This is a genomic window from Acidobacteriota bacterium (genome assembly GCA_020853395.1).
GTDB lineage: Bacteria > Acidobacteriota > Vicinamibacteria > Vicinamibacterales > SCN-69-37 > JADYYY01.
Genome location: JADYYY010000011.1, coordinates 11746 through 28827 on the forward strand (window position 1 = coordinate 11746; position 17082 = coordinate 28827).

Annotated in this window: 14 protein-coding genes; 7 read left to right on the forward strand and 7 right to left on the reverse strand. The window is 70.2% G+C overall.

Going from position 1 to position 17082, the window contains the following annotated elements; genetic code table 11:
* Positions 1-28: 28 nt before the first annotated feature.
* Complete coding sequence (locus tag IT184_11320) at positions 29-1303, reverse strand: hypothetical protein (GenBank protein ID MCC7009400.1); 1275 nt, start codon at positions 1301-1303, stop codon at positions 29-31.
* Positions 1304-2026: 723 nt separating this feature from the next.
* Here IT184_11320 and IT184_11325 point away from each other — a divergent pair.
* Entirely contained in the window at positions 2027-4609 is a 2583-nt protein-coding gene (locus IT184_11325; GenBank protein ID MCC7009401.1) for a TonB-dependent receptor, read from the forward strand.
* Between the two features lie 41 nt (positions 4610-4650).
* Here IT184_11325 and IT184_11330 read toward each other — a convergent pair whose 3' ends face one another.
* The 3 genes from IT184_11330 to IT184_11340 form a co-directional block, all read right to left on the reverse strand.
* Positions 4651-7290: an ABC transporter permease gene (locus IT184_11330; protein MCC7009402.1), complete on the reverse strand. Its 2640-nt coding sequence runs from the start codon at positions 7288-7290 to the stop codon at positions 4651-4653.
* Between the two features lie 3 nt (positions 7291-7293).
* Entirely contained in the window at positions 7294-7635 is a 342-nt protein-coding gene (locus IT184_11335; GenBank protein ID MCC7009403.1) for a PadR family transcriptional regulator, read from the reverse strand.
* 88 nt (positions 7636-7723) lie between these two features.
* Positions 7724-8110, reverse strand: coding sequence for a hypothetical protein (locus tag IT184_11340; protein MCC7009404.1), 387 nt, complete (start codon positions 8108-8110; stop codon positions 7724-7726).
* 60 nt (positions 8111-8170) lie between these two features.
* Here IT184_11340 and IT184_11345 point away from each other — a divergent pair, with 60 nt between their 5' ends.
* Positions 8171-8647 (forward strand): isoprenylcysteine carboxylmethyltransferase family protein, encoded by a 477-nt coding sequence (locus IT184_11345; GenBank protein MCC7009405.1) that lies wholly within the window; start codon positions 8171-8173, stop codon positions 8645-8647.
* 41 nt (positions 8648-8688) lie between these two features.
* Entirely contained in the window at positions 8689-9357 is a 669-nt protein-coding gene (locus IT184_11350) for a lipid-binding SYLF domain-containing protein (GenBank protein ID MCC7009406.1), read from the forward strand.
* A gap of 221 nt (positions 9358-9578) precedes the next feature.
* Here IT184_11350 and IT184_11355 read toward each other — a convergent pair whose 3' ends face one another.
* Entirely contained in the window at positions 9579-10037 is a 459-nt protein-coding gene (locus IT184_11355; GenBank protein MCC7009407.1) for an FKBP-type peptidyl-prolyl cis-trans isomerase, read from the reverse strand.
* A gap of 17 nt (positions 10038-10054) precedes the next feature.
* Here IT184_11355 and IT184_11360 point away from each other — a divergent pair, with 17 nt between their 5' ends.
* From IT184_11360 to IT184_11375, 4 genes are all read left to right on the forward strand, one after another.
* The gene (locus IT184_11360; GenBank protein ID MCC7009408.1) at positions 10055-10882 is read left to right on the forward strand and encodes an alpha/beta fold hydrolase; all 828 of its coding nucleotides are present in this window, start codon (positions 10055-10057) and stop codon (positions 10880-10882) included.
* On the forward strand, positions 10867-11652 hold the full coding sequence (locus tag IT184_11365) for an SDR family oxidoreductase (GenBank protein MCC7009409.1): 786 nt from the start codon (positions 10867-10869) through the stop codon (positions 11650-11652). The genes IT184_11360 and IT184_11365 overlap by 16 nt, the downstream gene beginning before the upstream one ends.
* A 206-nt stretch (positions 11653-11858) precedes the next feature.
* Entirely contained in the window at positions 11859-14405 is a 2547-nt protein-coding gene (locus tag IT184_11370) for a DEAD/DEAH box helicase (protein ID MCC7009410.1), read from the forward strand.
* A gap of 5 nt (positions 14406-14410) precedes the next feature.
* On the forward strand, positions 14411-15697 hold the full coding sequence (locus IT184_11375; protein ID MCC7009411.1) for a ribonuclease H-like domain-containing protein: 1287 nt from the start codon (positions 14411-14413) through the stop codon (positions 15695-15697).
* Between the two features lie 54 nt (positions 15698-15751).
* Here IT184_11375 and rpmE read toward each other — a convergent pair whose 3' ends face one another.
* Both rpmE and IT184_11385 read right to left on the reverse strand, forming a co-directional pair.
* Complete coding sequence (gene rpmE, locus IT184_11380) at positions 15752-16039, reverse strand: 50S ribosomal protein L31 (GenBank protein MCC7009412.1); 288 nt, start codon at positions 16037-16039, stop codon at positions 15752-15754.
* 53 nt (positions 16040-16092) lie between these two features.
* Complete coding sequence (locus IT184_11385; GenBank protein MCC7009413.1) at positions 16093-17058, reverse strand: aldo/keto reductase; 966 nt, start codon at positions 17056-17058, stop codon at positions 16093-16095.
* Positions 17059-17082 lie beyond the last annotated feature (24 nt).

A 17082-nucleotide genomic window follows, 5' to 3' on the forward strand; every position in this document is an offset into this window, starting at 1 on the left:
CTGAGAACGACCGCGCGTCCGAAGCGGCTCACCGGTCCGTGAGCACGACGAGCACGGGGCTCGGAGACGAGGGCAGCCGCAGCGGCGTCGAGTCGCCGGCGCCCACGTCGAACGTCTGCAGCGCGTGTCCGTCCTCGGGATCGACGACGAACCCGGTCACGCGGCGGTTCGGCGGAAAGGTGACGCGCGAGGAGGCGTCGATCCCGTCGACGTACAGCAGCGCGATGCCGCGCGACTGCAGGAGGAACGCGCGCGCGATGCCGCCGGCGGCCGCCACGGCCGCGCCGGGCGTGCCGACCTCCGTGGGCGAGAGGCCGGTCGCGCCCAGCCGCTCCACGAGCGACCGCACGTGCGGCAACGCGCGCGGCTGCCAGACGAGCTCGCGGCGCAGGCGGAAGACCTCGCCTCCGGCGCTTCGCCACACGACGAAGTCGTAGCCTCCGTCCGCGCGCCGATTGGCGTAGCACAGCCGGCCGACATCGACGCACGCAGCCGGCGGCTCGGCCGGCGCGCACCACACGGGCCAGAGACCGAGACGGGGGCCGCGGCCGACGATGAGGATCTTCTCGCAGCCCGGCGTCGAAATCGGCAGCCAGTCGTCCTCCGCGCCGAGCAGCCGCTCGGTGAACACTTCGGGCAGCGGCGTCGTCAACGCGGGATGTCGCGTCCACAGCCACATCGCGAGCCGCGTCGGCGTGGCGCCGGCTTCCGGAAGGGCGGGCCGATAGACCACCGCGCACCAGCAGGCGGAGGCGATCGCGATCGGCGCGATCCACCGCGGGCTCCTGGGCGAGGCCCGCTCGAGCGCGGCGAGGAGCGGGATCGCCAGCGGGACGAACCAGATCCCGTACCGGCTCATGCCGGGCGTCCCGCCGTGGTTCACGTTGGCGACCTGCGTGAGGCTCCAGGAGAACACGACGAAGGCGCCGCACGCCACGAGCACGTCCGGTGCCCACAGCTTGGCGGGATGGCGCAGGAGGAGGACGACGAGCGCCGCGGCCGCGACGAGCGCGAGCGCCGGAAACGCCGGCGCCAGCCCGAGGTTGGGATCGAAGAGGACGGTCGAGAACTCCCGAGGCATCGGCCAGTGCCACCCGACGTTGCCCGACAGGTTCGTCAGCCGCCCGAGGCGAACCAGGTAGTACGCCGGATGGAGCGCGGCCAGCGCGAACGCGAAGGGCAGGGCGGCGACGAGACGCGCGTCGCGTGACAACGACGGCCGCCATGCGAGCGCCGCCGCGGCCACGATCGGGACCACGAGCGCGAGCGGCGGGTTCTGCGTGGCGGCGAGCGCCGCGGCCACGAGCGCCCACCATGGCCGGTCCACCGCAGGAGACAGGTGATCGCGAGCAGCGCGAACGTGAACGGCTCGGTGTGCGCCTTGTCGATCCACCAGAGGATCGGGCTGACGAAGAGCAGCAGCACGCTCGCCCAGTGCAGCCGGCGCGCGGCGATCCAGGCCGCCAGCCCCACGAGCGCCACGTTCAGCGACGCGAACGCGTAGAGCGCGTTGACGCCGAGCGCCTGCGCGATCCACAGGCCCGGCACGGCGAGGGCCGAGTACATCCAGAAGTGCGACGTCGCGCCGGCCCGCGGCATCGATCCCGCCGCGAGCTCCGCGGCCATGCCCAGATACTCGCCGCCGTCGCCGACCAGCCGCGGCGGCGTCGCGGCGACGACCACGACGAGGCCAAGAACGTAGAGCGCCGGAACGAGCCGGCTGGCGCGAGGCATGTGAGCGTTCCCGGTCGCATCGGACACCGCCGGCGTGCAGCGGCGGCGCGTCGAGCCGCCCAATTGTTCGGTGGCGGCCCGAGCGACGTCAACCGGCGCGACCCCGCGTGCGGGCGGTTCCCTTCTGAAACTCTTCGTCGCAATCGGTGTTCGTCAGGACGACGCGGCCCGCGCGTTCACTTGCGCGTGGCCCATGCGTCCTCACCGAGCGTCGTCGATCGGCATCCCGCGGGGCGGGAGAGCCGATGGCCGCCCTGCGTTGCGATGCGGAGGATTTGTGCATTTTCCCGGCGTGAGCCTTGTTCGGATCTTCGTACTCCTCCTGTGTCTCTCGCCGGCGTTCGCCGGCGCACAGGCCCCGGCTCCACGCGGCCGGCTGACGCTGACGGTCGCCGATCCCACCGGCGGCGTCATTCCGGGCGCTTCGGTCACGCTCGCCGGTCTCGACGAGGCCACGAAGGCGGCGCGCATCGCGCCCGTGACCACGACCGACCGCGGCACGGCCGTCTTCGAGAACCTCGCCCCCGGCCGCTATGCCGCGCGTGCCGAGTTCCCCGGCTTCGAGATCGGGCTGCTCCGAGACTTCAAGGTCAATCGCGGCGACAACAAGCAGGTCGTCGTGCTCGCGCTGAAGAACATGTCGGAGTCCGTCACGGTCGGCATGGACGGCCAGTCGCAGGGCGCGGACCGTGCCTCGCGGGCGTTCGGGCTGACCGTCACCGACGAGCAGATCCAGGCGCTGTCGGACGACCCGGCCGAGATGGCGAGGCAGATCGCCGAGCTCGCCGGAACGGACGCGATCATCCGGGTGGACAGCTTCGAGGGGCAGCAGTTGCCGCCGAAGGCGCAGATCAAGTCGATCCACGTGACGCGCGATCAGTTCGCGGCCGAGACCGAGCAGCCCGGCTCGACGTTCGTGGACGTCATCACCCAGCCTGGCGTCGGCCCGATCCGCGGCCAGGTGAACGTCTCGTTCCGCGACGACTCGATGAGCGCGAAGAGCCCGTTCACGGCGAGCAAGGGGCCGGAGCAGATGCGCGGCTTCGGCATCAACCTCGCCGGCACGATCGTGGACCAGAAGGCCGGCTTCTCGCTGAACATCGGCGGCCAGAGCAACTACTCGACGCCGAACCTCAACGTCGCCCTGCCGACGGGCAAGAGCTTCGACGTGCTGAAGACGCGCCAGCCGTTCGAGGCGCTCACCATCAGCGCGACGGTGGACTACGCGCTCACGCGCGACCAGACGCTGAAGTTCGCCTACTCGCAGAACCAGAACGAGCAGCGCAACCAGGGCATCGGCGCCTACGACCTGCCGGAGCGGGCCTTCTCCAGGTACAACCACAGCTACACGTTCCGCGCCCTGCAGGCCGGGCCGATCGGCCGCCGGACGTTCCTCAACTCGCGGCTGTCGTTCTCGTGGCCGAGCTTCGGCATCGACTCCAGCCTCGAGGCGCCGACCATCGTCGTCCAGGACGCGTTCACGAGCGGCGGCGCACAGCGCGCGGGCCGCGTGGACGGCAGGAACCTGAACGTCGCGTCCGACGTGGACTACGTCAGAGGCATCCACTCGTGGCGCACGGGCGTGCAGATCTACGGCGACTGGTATCGCGCGACGCTGAACAACAACTACCTCGGCACGTACTACTTCGACAGCCTGGAGGCGTACGCGGCCGGCACGCCGTTCCTCTACACGCGGAGCATCGGCGACCCGCTGCTCAGCTTCTTCCACGCGCGGATCGGCGTCTACGTGCAGGACGACATCCGCGTGCGCAAGGGGCTGACGCTCAGCCCAGGCGTCCGCTACAGCTACCAGACGCGCGTCGGCGATCGGGCCGCGTTCGAGCCGCGCGTCGGCGTGACGTGGGCGCCGTTCGCGAAGGGGGCGACCACGATCCGCGCGAGCGCGGGGATCTTCCACGGCTGGCTCGATCCGGAGATCTGGTGGCAGACCGTGCGATCCGATCCTCAGCACCAGCGCGACGTGATCATCCGCGATCCCGCCTACCCGGATCCCGGGCCTGCCGACGCGTCGCCCGTTTCGACCACGTACCGGCTCGGCGACTACAAGCTGAACAGGAACTATCGCTACAGCGTCGGCGTGGATCAGCGGTTCTCGCCGAGGTTCGGCGTCAACGTCCTCTACAACTACTACAACCAGGGCCAGTTCCCGCGCGGGCTGAATCTCAATCCCGTCGTCGGCGGCGCGCGCGTGGACCCTTCGGCGGGGAACATCATCCTGACGGTCACGGATGCCGAGCTCCGGCGTCACGAGGTGTACGTGAACGCCAACTACAGCCTGGCCACGCCGTCGCCGGCGACGAACCGGGCCGGCTTCAACTGGCGGCGCGTCGCGATGAACGGCAGCTACGCCTTCATCCGGGCGCGCCGCAACGCGATAGGGCCGTTCGACGTGCCGGCCAGCGGGACGCTCGACACCGAGTGGGGGCCTGGACCTGGCGACACGCCGTATCGCGTGAGCGTCGGCATCACGAGCACCCAGGTGAAGAACTTGTCCGTCAATCTGTTGATCAACGCGGTGGACGGGTACCCCTACACGCTGAGGACGGGATCCGACGACAACGGCGACGGTCTGCTGAACGATCGGCCGGACGGCGTCGGCCTCTGGTCGCTGCGCACGGCGAAGCAGTGGACGGTGAACGGCCGGTTCACCTACACGCTGCCGGTGCGCGCCGCCGCGGGCGAGGGCGGCGCGCCGCCGCGATACCGCACGAGCGTGTACGTCGCGGTCAACAACCTCACGAACCACGCGAACCTGATCGGGCACAGCGGCATCATGACGTCGCCGTTCTTCATGCAGCCGACGAGCGTCGCGAATCCTCGCAAGGTGGACGTCGGGCTGAACATGGCGTTCTGAAGGGCGTACGGCTTGCGGCTTGCGCCGCAAGACCCAACGGGTTACTCACCCCGGAGCAAGCGCGCGGGCTGGACTCGAATCGCGCGGGCGATGGGCGTGGCCGACGCCACCAGACAGGCGATGGCCACGATGAGGCTCACGAGCACGAATGTGGCCACGTCGAACGCCTCGATGCCGAAGAGCTGTCCTCGAAGCAACCGAGCGGCACCGTACCCCAAAGCACATCCGATCGAAATCGCGAGAAGAGCATTCACGGCAGCCTCCCGACTGAGCATCCTGAGAATCGCCGTTGTGGAGGCACCGAGCGCCATGCGGACGGCAAGCTCGCGCGCTCGCAGCGAGACGGCGTACGCGAGCGCGCCGTAGAGGCCAATCGCAGCCACGACAACGGCCACCATCGCGAATACCGTCACCACCCAGGAGTAGAGCCGAGGGCGTGCCACCGACTCCTGGAGCTGCTCGGCCATCGTCGTGACCTGATAGATCGCCAGTTCGGGATCCACCTCCCGGACGAGTGCTCGGAGTGCCGGAGCAAACGCTGCCGGGATCACGTCCGCCCGAATCACGACATCGAAGCGATTGAAGAAGGCGACCTGATCCCGCTGCCACATCGAGGCGTACAAGGTAGGTCGAGCGGCCTGATCGAGCCCGGTGTAGTGGACGTCCTGGACGACGCCGACGACGGTCCATGAGGGCCGGTCAGGGCCGGGCACGATCGCGGCGCCAATCCACTTCGTGTCCGGCAAGAACCGGCGTGCGAAGCTTTCGTTCACCACAGCAGCCAGCGGGCGGTTCAGGTCGTCGGCATCGCTGAAGAACCGCCCTTGGAGCAGACGCATTCCGACGGCGCCGAAGTACCCTGGCGTGACCACCCGGAAGTCGGGCTGAAGCCGTCCACTCACGGCCATTGGCGATTCCGCGGGCGGATCGAGCACGAAGACCGTTCGCACCTTTTCGAGCGGCAGCGCATTGGTCAGCCCAACGCCGTGCGCCGCTGGCACTTGGGAGAGGCGCTGGACGAGCTCCTGCGCGAGCGCCCTCTGGCGAGCACTCGGCGTCCCTGGTGGAAAGCTGACCTGCGCGGTCAGGACGCCAGCGGGACGGTATCCCGGATCCACCGCCGTGAGCTCGAGGAAGCTCCGTACGACCAGTCCTGACACGATCAGCAATGCGCAGGACAATGCGATCTGTCCGGTCACCAGCGCACGCGTCGTGCCGCGGACACCGGACGAGCTCGATCCCATCGAGACCGGAGATTCTCGGAGCGGCAATATCAACTCCGTCTCGAGGGGGCGCCACAACGTCACCATCCCGCTGAGCACCGCCAGCACGAGCGTGCTGACGCCAACGAATGCCAGCACCGCCGGCGTGATGGAGACGTTCTCGACGCGCGGAAAGCCGCTGGGAGCGAGCCAGACCAACAGCCGCAGGATCGCCAGTGCGAGCGCCAGCCCCAAGGCTCCGCCTGCCGCGCCGATGAGCAGACTGTGGGCGAGCAGGCCGGCCGCAATCCGTGATTTCGCGGCGCCCAGCGCGACGCGCATTGCCAGTTCACGCCGGCGCCCGAGTCCGCGCACCACGAACAGGTTCAAGATGTTCGCACCGGCCACGATCAGGACGGCGACGCCCGCGACCACGAGCAGGATTACACCCTGCCGGACCGGTGCCGTGAGGCTGTCCAACAGCGGAACGAGCTGAACACGGTGAGCGTCTGCCGGCCGCGCACCTGGGCCCGATGGCGCCTGTCGCTGGTGAAGAAGGTCGGTAACCCGGGCGGATATGGTCGCGGGCGCGATCCCGGGTCCTAAGCGCACCAGCACGGAGTCGTTCCACCGTTTCAACTGGCTGATATGCCTTGCATGCGACGTCCAGAGCGCCACCTCCGGATCGGGGAAGGTGAACGTTGCCGGCGCGATCCCGACGATGGTGAACGCCACACCGTCGAGCAGCAGCGATCGGCCGATGGCTCCGTCCTCCGCCGAGAGACGGTCTCGCCAGAGAGCCTCGCTGATGACGACCACGGGGGCGGCGCCGGGCGTGTCCTCCTCGTTCGAGAAGAATCGGCCTCTGAGTGGCCGAACGCCGAGCATCGGAAACACGCTCGACGACACGGTCGCAGTTCGCAGCCGCACGACATCGCGATTCAGCCGCAGCGTGCGGAGCGGCGTGCCATACGCGACGACGCCGTCGACCGCGTCCTGGTCCTGCTGTAGCAGCTCATAGGTATCGACGCTCGCAAATCCCGACGACGCCGGGGGATCGTTGGCGGCGCGCTCGATCACGGCGAACAGGCGCTCGGACGTGGGGTACGGCAGTGGCCGCAGCAGAACGGCGTGAACGACGCTGACGGTCGCCGTCGACGCGCCGATGCCCAGGGCGACGGTCAGGACAACCGTGGTCGTGAATCCACGTTCGCGGCGGACGCAGCGACACGCGTAGCGGACATCGCGGATGAGTGCGTCGAACGGCGTGGTCCTGACGTGCTGGACCGCGTCCGCGGTGGAGCTCAGCCCTCCAAGATCCCGGCGCGCTCGACGTTCCGCCTCTGCCCGAGCGATTCCTAGCGCGAGGTTCGCCTCAACCTGTGCCGCGAGATGGAACTCCAGCTCCTCTCGCGCCTCGGCGTCGATCGTCCGTCGATGCCGGACGCCACGCACGTACGCGAGGAGCCGGTTCAGCATTGGCTACTCAGCGGCGAGGATTCGCCGAATGGACAGCGCGAACTGTTCCCAGCTCGTCTTTTCCTGCTCGAGCCGGCGCCGTCCGGCCGGCGTGAGCCGATAGACTCTCGCGCGGCGGTTGTTCTCCGAGGGCACCATCTCGGACCTCACATCGCCCCGCAGTTCGAGGCGGTGGAGCGCGGGATAGAGCGAGCCATCGCTCGCCTGGAGGCTCTCCAGCGAGATCTGCTTGATGCGATTCGCGATGCCCCAGCCATGATTCGGGCCGAGCGCGAGGATCTTCAGGATCAGGAGATCGAGCGTCCCCTGCAACAGGTCGGTCTTGGGCCGCTTCCTCTCAACCATCGAGAGAAGTGTGCGGCCATCACCCCTCGGAGGTCAAGGGGGAAGGCGACTCGGCCCATGACCTCACGCCGTGCGCCTCGAGCTCCGCCTACCTGACGCTCCGCCGCTCGACCTCGAGGAACAGCGGCGCCGCGCCCAGCACGCCGGCGACGCCCCACGTCCACCAGCGCGCGGTGTTGGCGACGATGAACTCGAGGTGCTCGCCAGGTTCGACGGTGAAGCGGATGTTCTTCCAGAACAGGGTGTTGTGCACGCGAAGGTGGTGCGCGCCCGGCGCGATCTCCGCGGTGATGCCGTCGCCGAAGAGCAGGATCGACACGTGGCCGTCCAGCCGCGCGTACACCTGCCGCTCCCGCACGTCGTCGGGGTGATTGCGGCTGATCGTGACGAACGACCGGAGGTCGTCCATCGCGTCGGCGTGCTCGGCCTCGGCGGTTCCGACGGGGCGATGCGCCGTGAGGGATCGCGTGCTCACGTCTTCAGTCTATGAAACAGTTCCAGCCGGAACGGCGGTCCTGGTTCACAATACGCAAACATGCCGCCACGGCTCCAGGGGCCGCGCATCGCCGTGCCGCCGCCATTCGTGTTCCTGGCGGGCTGGGTCGCCGCGTGGATACTGGCGCAGCGGTTGCCGTTCGCGATCGACGGTGGTGGGGCGTCGGGCGTCCAGGAGGGGCTCGGCGTGGCGATCGCCGCGGCCGGGCTGGCGCTCGCCGGCTGGGCGATGGGGACGTTCCTGAGCGCCCGAACGGCCATCGTGCCGATCAAGCCGGCCCGGACGCTCGTCACGCACGGCCCCTTCCGGTTCTCCCGCAATCCGATGTACGTTGGCCTGACAGGCGCCTATGTCGGCCTCGCCGTGCTGTTGAACCAGGCGTGGCCGCTCGTCGTGCTCCCCGCGGTCGTCGCGGTGCTCGTCGTCTTCGTGATCCGCCGTGAGGAGCGCTATCTCGGCTCGGTGTTCGGATTGCAATACGAGGCGTACTGCCGGCGCGTCCGGCGCTGGGTGTGAATCGGGGCGGCCCCAGTCTGGCCGCTGGGAAGGGCAGAGACATGACCGCACTACGAAGGATCGCGTCAGCCGTCGTGATGGCCGCAGCGGTGGCTGCGCCGGCGTGGGCGAACGACGAGCGGCTGAAAGACGCCGCGGCCGTCCTCACCGAGATGACGGCGACGAGCGACAAGGGCATTCCGGCCGCGCTGCTCTCGAAAGCGCAGTGTCTGGTGATCATCCCGAGCGTGAAGAAGGCGGCCCTGGGCTTCGGCGGCCAGTACGGCCGGGGCTACATCGCCTGCCGCAAGGGCGGAGGGTGGAGCGCGCCGGCGGCCGTTCGCGTCGAGGGCGGCAGCATCGGACTGCAGATCGGCGTCTCTGGCACGGACGTCATCATGGCGGTGATGCGCGATCGCGGGATCGATCGCCTGCTCTCGAACCAGTTCACCGTCGGCGTGGACTCGGCCGTCGCCGCCGGGCCCGTGGGCCGTCAGGCATCCGCGCAGACCGATGCCACGATCACGGCGGAGATCCTCGCCTGGTCGCGCGCAAAGGGCGCGTATGCCGGCATCTCGCTGCAGGGCTCCACGCTGCGCGACGACGACGGCGAGAACCGCGAGCTGTACGGGAGGGACATCTCCAACAAGGAGATCGTGCAGAGCGACATCGCCGCTCCGCCCGCCGCCGCGCCGCTGATGAAGGCGCTCGGCGCGATCAAGGAGCCGTAGGCGAGACTTACGTCGATCCGGGGGGCTTTGCCCCCGCGGATCCCCCTACGCGCTCACTCGCGGGGGCCCATGATCCCCGCGCCGTTCGCGCGGGCTCGCTTCGCTCGCTCCTTGATCCGATCCCGGGGGCTCCGCTGCCGCGGACGCGCTCACTGCGTCTGCGTTCGCGTGGCGTCAGGAGATGACGCCGCCTTTGTCATCGACCTTGTAAGCCGCAAGCCCTACCTGACCGCAATCAGCTCGACGTCGAAGACGAGCATGCCCTTTGGCGCGTCGGGCGGGGCGGCGGGCGTGTCGTAGGCGAGCGCGCCGGGAATCCAGAAGCGCCGCTTCTCGCCGACCACCATCAACTGGAGGCCTTCGGTCCAGCCCGGGATGACGCCGGTGACGGGAAACTCGATCGGCTCGCCGCGCGCGACCGAGCTGTCGAACATCCGGCCGTCGGTCGTCCAGCCGGTGTAGTGCACGCGCACCGTCGAGCGCAGCGACGGGCGGACGTTGCTCATCCCGACCTGCAGCACCTTCGATGCGAGCCCCGACGGCGTACGGATCGCGTCGGCCGGCGGCGCCGACACGTCCGGCGGGGCCGGGAGCGCGGCGTCCTCTTCCTTCAGGCGGCATCCGGCGAGCACGGCGACGAGCAGGAGCAGCAGCGGAACGGCACGGCGCATGGTCGTCATCTCACTACAATGGTGGCGTGCACATCAAGGTCGCGAACCTGCTGGCCCGGTCCGTGCGGTACGTCGAGGCCGGCAGCGGCGCGCCCATCATCCTGCTCCACGCGTTCCCGCTCAACGCCGAGCAGTGGCTGCCGCAGTTGAGCCGGCTGCCGCCGCGCGTTCGGGCGATCGCGCCGGACCTGCGCGGCTTCCGAGGCACCGAGCCGTTCGTCGGCGGCGAGAGTCCCGACATCACGATGGACACGTACGCCCGCGACGTGCTCGAGCTGATGAGCCATCTCGACGTGCCGCGGGCGGTCATCGCCGGCTCGTCGATGGGGGGGTACGTCGCGCTGGCGCTCTGGCGGCGGGCGCCGAACCGGGTCGCCGGCCTCGTGCTCGCGAACACGCGGGCGTCGGCCGACACCGCAGAGGCCCGCGCCGGCCGCGATCGGCTGATCCAGCTCGTCGAGACCGAGGGCGCGCCCGGTCTCGCCGTCGCGCTCCTGCCGCGGCTGCTCGGCGAGACGACGCGGCGCGAGCAGCCGGATCTCGGCGACGCCGTCGAGCAGATGATTCGCGCGAACGAGGGGCGCGGCCTGCAGGCCGCGATGCGCGCGATGCGCGATCGGCCGGACTCCACCGAGCTGCTCGCGTCGATCAGTTGCCCGACGACCATCGTCGCGGGCGCGGAGGACGCGGTCGTGCCGCCGGCAGAGGCCGACGCGATGCGCGGCGCGATTCAGGGCGCGCGCCTCGTCGTGCTCCCGGCCGCCGGCCATCTGTCGAATCTCGAGGCGCCGGTCGCCTTCAACGACGTGTTGTACTCCTCGATCCGCAGGCGGGCCACATGGACCTCGAACTGACCGACAAAGTCGCCATCGTCACCGGCTCGAGCCGGGGCCTCGGGCTCGCGGCGGCGCGGGCGCTGGCGGCCGAAGGCGCGCGCGTGACGCTGTGCGCGCGGGGCGCCGCGACGCTCGAGGCGGCCGTTCGCACCGTCCGCTATTCCGGTGGCCCCGGCGCGGGCGACCGGCTGCTCGGCGTGCCGGCCGACGTGTCGACGGCGGCGGGTGCCGAGCTGGTCGTGTCGCAGACGCTCGAGCGCTTCGGCCGGATCGACATCCTCGTCAACAACGTCGGCAAGGCTGGCGGCGCCGACATCGTGGCGACGACCGACGAGGAATGGACGGCGGCGTTCGATCAGACGCTGTACCCGGCGATCCGGATGTCGCGGCTGGTCGTGCCGCACATGCACGCGGCCGGCGGCGGCGCGATCGTCATGATCGCGTCGATCTGGGGACGCGAGTCGGGCGGCCGCCTCACGTACAACGTCGTGAAGGCCGCCGAGATCAGCCTGGCCAAAGCCATGGCGCTGCAGCTCGCGCCCGACCAGATCCGCGTCAACAGCGTGGCGCCGGGATCGATCGCGTTCGAGGGCGGCACGTGGTGGAAGCGCCAGCAGGAGGATCCCGCCGGCATGGCCGAGTTCGTCCGGCGCGAGATTCCGTCCGGGCGATTCGGACGCGCCGAGGAGATCGGCGATGTCGTCGCGTTCCTCTCGTCGCCGCGGGCGAGCTGGATCACCGGCGCGTGCCTCAACGTCGACGGCGGCCAGAGCCGGTCCAACATCTGAACATCTGAACATCGGGGCATCGCATCGGGATATCGGACATCGGGACAGCGCTACATCGGAACATCGGGCTATCGGGATATCGCATCGGGACATCCGGTCATCGACCATCGACCTCGAGTCCTCTCGTTCCGGTGCCACGGTGGTCGTCCGATGGTTCGACATCGCGATCTTTCGGCGTCTCGATGTCGACGCGGGCCGATGTCCCAATGTCCCGATGTCTTCGCCTCTTGATCGCCCGCGACCGGCGCTGGTACGATGCGGCCGCCTTGTCGAGTCTTCCCGCGCTGACCGGCGACAAAGACCATTCGCTCGCGGCGGCGCTGTCGCAGTGGCTGGCCGAGTACGAGGCCGCGGGGCGGCCCGGCGACCTCGCCCGTCCCGATCGGCCCGCGGCCGTTCGCGGTTCCGGCGGCGACGATCCGCACGTGACCGTCGTGCGGCGGCTGCCGGCGGCGCCTGCGGAGTACGCGCCGTTTCCCGAGCGGATCGACGAGCGGCTGCAGCGCGCGCTGGCGGCGCGCGGCATCGACCAGCTCTACACGCACCAGGCGGCCGCCCTCGACCACGCCCTCGCCGGCCGCGACGTCGTCATCGTCACGCCGACCGCCTCGGGCAAGACGCTCTGCTACAACGCGCCCGTGCTCAACGCCGTGCTGACCGACCCGGCGTCGCGCGCGCTGTACCTGTTTCCGACGAAAGCGCTCGCGCAGGACCAGCTCGCCGAGCTGCACCAGATGGCCGAGCTCGTCGGGCAGGACGAGGGCGCCGAGATCGGCGTGTTCACGTACGACGGCGACACGCCGCAGGACGCGCGCCGGGCGATCCGCACGAGCGCGCACGTCGTGCTGAGCAATCCGGACATGCTGCACTCGGGGATCCTGCCGCATCACCCGCGGTGGGCGAAGCTCTTCGAGAACCTGAGGTTCGTCGTCATCGACGAGCTGCACGCGTACCGCGGCGTGTTCGGCAGCCACCTGGCGAACGTCGTGCGCCGCCTGCTGCGGGTCGCGGCGCACTACGGGTCGCGGCCGGTGTTCATCTGCTCGTCGGCGACGATCGCCAACCCGCGCGAGCTGGCCGAGCGGTTGATCGGCCGCGAGTTCGCCCTGGTCGATCGCAGCGGCGCGCCCCGCGGCGAGAAGTTCTTCCTCTTCGTCAACCCGCCGGTCGTCAACCGCCAGCTCGGCATCCGGCGGTCGTACCTGGCGGAAACGCGGCGGGCCGCGATCGAGTTCCTGAAGCGCGGCCTGCAGGTGATCGTCTTCGCGCAGAGCCGGCTGTCGACCGAGATCCTCACGACGTACCTGAAGGACGCGTTCCAGGGGCCGCCGGGCAGCGCCGACGTCATCCGCGGGTACCGGGGCGGCTACCTGCCGTTGCGGCGCCGGGAGATCGAGCGCGGGCTGCGCAGCGGCGACGTGCGGTGCGTCGTGTCGACCAACGCGCTCGAGCTGGGCATCGACATCGGCGCGCTCGACGTCGCGATCATGGCGGGCTATCCCGGCACGATCGCGGCGACCTGGCAGCGCGCGGGCCGCGCCGGCCGGCGCAGCGGCCGATCGGCGGCCGTGCTCGTCGCGTCGAGCGCGCCGCTCGATCAGTTCATCGCCAGGAACCCGGAGTTCTTCTTCGGCGCGTCGCCCGAGCACGCGCTGATCGACCCCGACAACCTTCACATCCTGCTCGACCACGTGAAGTGCGCCGCCTTCGAGCTGCCGTTCCGGACCGGCGACGCGTTCGGCGCGCTGAACGTGCAGGAGATCCTGTCGGTGCTCGGCGAGGAAGGGTTCGTGCACGAGGCCGGCGGTGAATGGCAGTGGACGCAGGACTCCTATCCCGCCGACGCCGTGAGCCTGCGGTCGGTGACCTCCGACAACTTCGTGGTCGTCGACGTCACGGGCGACGAGCGCGTGATCGGCGAGACGGACTTCACGAGCGGGCCGTCCACGCTGCACGAGAAGGCCATCTACCTCGTGGAAGGGCGGCAGTACCAGGTCGAGCGGCTCGACGTCGAAGGGCGCAAGGCCTTCGTGCGGCAGGTGGAGTGCGACTACTACACCGACGCGATCACGTACACGAAGGTCACGGTCCTCGATACGTTCGTCGCATCGGGCGGTGCCGAGGCCTCGCCCTCCGCGGAGGCGCTGGAGGCGCCCGGCCCGGCGGCGGTCCATGCGCACGGCGAGGTGCACGTCGCCTCCCGCGTGGTGGGATTCAAGAAGATCAAGTTCTACACGAACGAGAACGTCGGCTCGGGCGAGCTCGATCTGCCGGAACAGCAGATGCACACGACGTCGTACTGGCTGACGGTGCCGCAGCGCGTGATGGCGACGCTGCCGTTCAGCGCGGCGGATCGGCGCGACGGCGTGCTCGGCCTGGCCTACGCCATGCACAACGTCGCGCCGCTGCTCCTCATGTGCGACGTGCACGATCTCGGCGTGTCGATCGACGGCGTCAGCGTGGCCGGCGCGTCGCGGGTCGGCGGCGCCTCGCGCGCGGGCGAGACGCCGGAGCTGTCGCCGAACCCGACGATATTCCTGTACGACAACTACCCCGGCGGCATCGGCTTCAGCGCGTCGCTGTTCGGGATGCACGCGGCGCTCATCGCGAGAACCCGCGAGCTGATCGAGGGCTGCCCGTGCGAGTCGGGGTGCCCGTCCTGCGTCGGTCCCGAAGGCGCGACCGGTCCGCTCGCCAAGGTGGTCGCCACGCACCTGCTGCAGATGCTGGCGGAGGCCCGGCGCGCCGCCTGACTGCGATGCGCCCCGACCTGATTCATCGGCTGCGCGACATCGTCAAGCAGCAGATCGCGCCCGCCCGGCCGGCATCCACGCCGCGCGAGCTGACGTACGTGCCGGAGCCGGACGGCTCGTCGCCGATGGCCGGGCTCGAGTCGGCGCTCGGCGGGGCGGCGCTCGACGATCGGGGCGCGTGCGTCGTGATGGACCGGCTGATCGAGGCGGATCGCTCGCACGGGCGCCGGCGTCTCGAGGCCTGCGTGCCGCTGCCCGCATGGCCGCTGCACCTGCTGGATCGACGCATGGCCGAGGCCGGCGGCTGGTGGCGCAAGGTGGTCTTCTTCGACATCGAGACCACGGGGCTCAGCGGGGGCGCCGGCACGCTCGCGTTCCTCGTGGGATGCGCCTGGTTCGAGGACGAGGGGTTCCGCGTCCGCCAGTTCCTGCTCGCGGCGCCGGCGGGGGAGCCGGCCATGCTCGCCGCGCTCGCCGCCCTCGTCGGCGATGCGTCGCTGCTCGTGACGTACAACGGGCGCACGTTCGACGTCCCGTTCATGGAAACCCGGTGGGCGTTCCATCGGCAGTCGAGCCCGCTCGACGACCTGGCGCACTTCGACATGCTGCCGGCGGCGCGGCGCCTGTGGAGCCGCCGCGAGTCGCAGGTGGGCGACGGCGGGTGCAGCCTGTCGGCGCTCGAGCGGGCGGTGCTCGGCGTGCACCGCGCCGGCGACGTGCCGGGCTTCGAGATCCCGGCGCGCTACTTCCACTTCCTGCGCACCGGCGAGGCCGCCGCGATCGCGGGCGTCCTCGATCACAACCGCGACGACCTCGTGTCGCTCGCCGTCATGCTCTCTCACGCGCTGTGGCTCGCGCACGAGGGGCCGGACGCATGCCGTGAGCCAGGTGAACAGCTCGCGCTCGGGCGAATCTACGAACGCGCGGGCGAGGATGCGCGCGCGCGCACGGCCTATGAGCGCGCCGCCGAGGCGATGGACGATGAGGTGAGGCGCGCGGCGTTGGCGGCGCTGGCGGAGATGTTCAGGCGCGAGGCGCGCTTCGAGGAATCCGCCGAGGCGTGGCAGCAGGTGCTCGACATGTCGCCGCGGTACGGACACGCGGTGTCGCCGCTCGATCGCCGCGCGGCCGAGGCCCTGGCGATCCATCACGAGCATCGCCGGAAGGATCCCGAGGCCGCCCGCCGCTACGCCGAGACGCTCCGGCAGCGCGCGTCAGGTACGCTCCGGCGCGAGACCGAGCACCGGCTCAGGCGGCTGGAACGCAAGCTCGGAGGTCGACTGCAGATCTGAGCGGACGAGCGGGCCGAGCGGCCGGGTGTCGAGCGCGACACCCGGTGAGCCGGCTCACGCGTTGGCTTGGGTCTTCTTCGCTCCGGCCTTGGTGGCCTTCGCGGCCTTGGCCGCCTTGTCGGCGGTCCGGCGCGTCTCGGCCGACTGCGTGCCGAACCGCTTCGTGAAGCGCTCGACCCGGCCCTCGGTGTCGATCAGCTTCTGCCGGCCCGTGAAGAAGGGGTGGCACATGTTGCAGATTTCCAGGTGCAGCTCGCCCTTCGTCGAACGCGTCCTGAAGGTGTTCCCGCAGGCGCACCGCGCCTCGACTTCGTCGTACTTCGGATGAATGCCGGTCTTCACAGCGAACTCCTGAGTGGCGAACCCAAACCCCAAGTATAGCCGAGGCCGGACCGCTACGGGATGACGTGCGTCCTGACCCAGCGATGCCGGCGCAGCCTGGACATGACCGCCGCCGGCAGCGGCCGGCCGTCCGACACGGCCATGTTGGCCTCCACGTGGCGCGGCCGGCGCATGCCGGGGATGACGGTGCCGACGTCGGGGTTGGCCAGGATGAACCGCAGCGCCAGCTCCGGCAACGACATTCCGGCCGGCACGTCCGGCGCGAGCGCGTCGACCCGGTCGAGCGTCTCGGCCAGGTTCGCCGGCGTGAAGTACAGGTTCCGCCAGTCGCCCGCCGGCCACCGGCTCTCGCGCGTGAGCGTGCCGGTCAGGCTGCCCTCGTCGAACGGCACGCGCGCGACGATCGCGACGCCGCGCTCGCGGCACAGCGGGAACAGCTCGTCCTCGGGATTCTGGTCGAACACGTTGTAGACGACCTGCACCGCGTCGACGAGGCCCGTCTCGATCGCCCGGAGGCCGTTCGCCGGCTGCCACCGGTTGAGGCTGATCCCGAACGCGCGGATCAGCCCTTCGCGCTTGAGGTCGTCGACCGCGCGCTGCCAGCCCTCGTCGGCGGCCCAACTGTCGTCCCAGACGTGCAGTTGCTGCACGTCGATCGTCGAGAGGCCGAGGTTCTCGAGGCTGGTCTCGGTCGATCGGCGGATGTGATCGGGCGGGAACACGGCGCCCACGGGATCGCTCGCCTCGCCGGGCCACTTGCGGTTCATCGGCGGCACCTTCGTCGCCACGACGAGTGGTGCGCCGCGGTGGCCGCGCAGGACCTGGCCCAGCAGGCGCTCGCTGCGGCCGTCGCCGTAGGCGAGCGCGGTGTCGAAGAACGTGCACCCGAGGGCGATCGCTCCCTCGAGCGCCGCCACCGACGCGGCATCGTCCGATCCCGACCAGCCGCCCATGCCCCAGAGCCCGTAGCCGACTTCGGAGACGGGCCAGCCGAGCCGCCCGAACGGTCGCGTCTGCATGGCGGTATTCTACCGGCGACGGTA

What these genes read in the sequence shown, in the direction of transcription:
- IT184_11370 (MCC7009410.1), top strand. Translation starts at nt 11,859, where the DNA reads ATGTCCCGATGTCTTCGCCTCTTGATCGCCCGCGACCGGCGCTGGTAC.
- IT184_11335 (MCC7009403.1), bottom strand. Translation starts at nt 7,635, where the DNA reads ATGGTTGAGAGGAAGCGGCCCAAGACCGACCTGTTGCAGGGGACGCTC.
- IT184_11350 (MCC7009406.1), top strand. Translation starts at nt 8,689, where the DNA reads ATGACCGCACTACGAAGGATCGCGTCAGCCGTCGTGATGGCCGCAGCG.
- IT184_11345 (MCC7009405.1), top strand. Translation starts at nt 8,171, where the DNA reads ATGCCGCCACGGCTCCAGGGGCCGCGCATCGCCGTGCCGCCGCCATTC.
- IT184_11355 (MCC7009407.1), bottom strand. Translation starts at nt 10,037, where the DNA reads ATGACGACCATGCGCCGTGCCGTTCCGCTGCTGCTCCTGCTCGTCGCC.
- IT184_11375 (MCC7009411.1), top strand. Translation starts at nt 14,411, where the DNA reads ATGCGCCCCGACCTGATTCATCGGCTGCGCGACATCGTCAAGCAGCAG.
- IT184_11365 (MCC7009409.1), top strand. Translation starts at nt 10,867, where the DNA reads ATGGACCTCGAACTGACCGACAAAGTCGCCATCGTCACCGGCTCGAGC.
- IT184_11330 (MCC7009402.1), bottom strand. Translation starts at nt 7,290, where the DNA reads ATGCTGAACCGGCTCCTCGCGTACGTGCGTGGCGTCCGGCATCGACGG.
- IT184_11385 (MCC7009413.1), bottom strand. Translation starts at nt 17,058, where the DNA reads ATGCAGACGCGACCGTTCGGGCGGCTCGGCTGGCCCGTCTCCGAAGTC.